Source organism: Streptomyces sp. SID12501, assembly GCF_010550245.1.
In the GTDB taxonomy this organism is placed as follows: Bacteria; Actinomycetota; Actinomycetes; order Streptomycetales; family Streptomycetaceae; genus Streptomyces.
Window position 1 is genome coordinate 1 of the sequence record NZ_JAAGLU010000162.1, and the last position, 801, is coordinate 801.

Below are 801 nucleotides of genomic sequence, written 5' to 3' on the forward strand. Positions count from 1 at the left end.
GTCTCCAGCACGGCGCACGAGGTGCCGACCGGGAACGGACCGAACGTCCGCAGCGCGCCCGCGAGCAGGTCGAACGACTCGTCGAGCACCGTGCGGCCGTCGTACGTGCAGACCGCGGAGAACCCGAAGGACGCACCCGCGCCCCACGTGGCCGCACCGGCGCCGTCGACGACCTTGCGGACCTCGAGCACGCCCGCGTCGAACCCGTTGACGACCTCGACCTGCGCACCGTCGGCGCCCACGGTCACGTCGGCCGCACCCGGTCCGGTCGGCACGACGCCGTCCCCGACGAGCAGCACGCGGTCGGCGCCGCGGCTGTCGGTCTCGGTCAGCGCGCACGTCGCGCCGGCGGGGATGACCTCGTCAGGGGCCGTGAACGTCTCGCCGTCGGCGAGCGTGAACGTCAGCGCGGCGGCGCCGTCGAACGTCACGGGCGCACCCGTGCCGGCCGCGGTGCAGGTCAGCGCGAACGTGAACGACCCCTCGAGGCCCGCGGTCGCGGTCGAGTCGACGCGCTTGGTGACGCTCAGCCCGCCGAACGCGTACGTGTTGGTGAGCGTCGCGACCTGCGCGGCCGGCACGGCGCCGTCCGCACCCGCGGGCGCGTCGACCTCGAGCCGGATCGTGCCGGACCGCGTGGTCTCGCCGGGGCTGCCGGGCTCGCCGGTCTCGGTGACGTCGCACCGCGCACCCACGGGCACGCCGTCGACGTACATCGTCATGCCGGAGGCGCCCTGCGTGGCGACGACGTGGTGCCACTCGCCGTCGTTGTACGAGCGCGGGCTCGTGACGGTCTGCGTC

The 801-nt window shown here is 74.9% G+C and carries 1 protein-coding gene; it reads right to left on the reverse strand.

Going from position 1 to position 801, the window contains the following annotated elements; genetic code table 11:
- The coding region (locus G3I71_RS44990; RefSeq protein ID WP_164324680.1) for a DUF5979 domain-containing protein at positions 1–801 on the reverse strand (801 nt) is incomplete at both ends.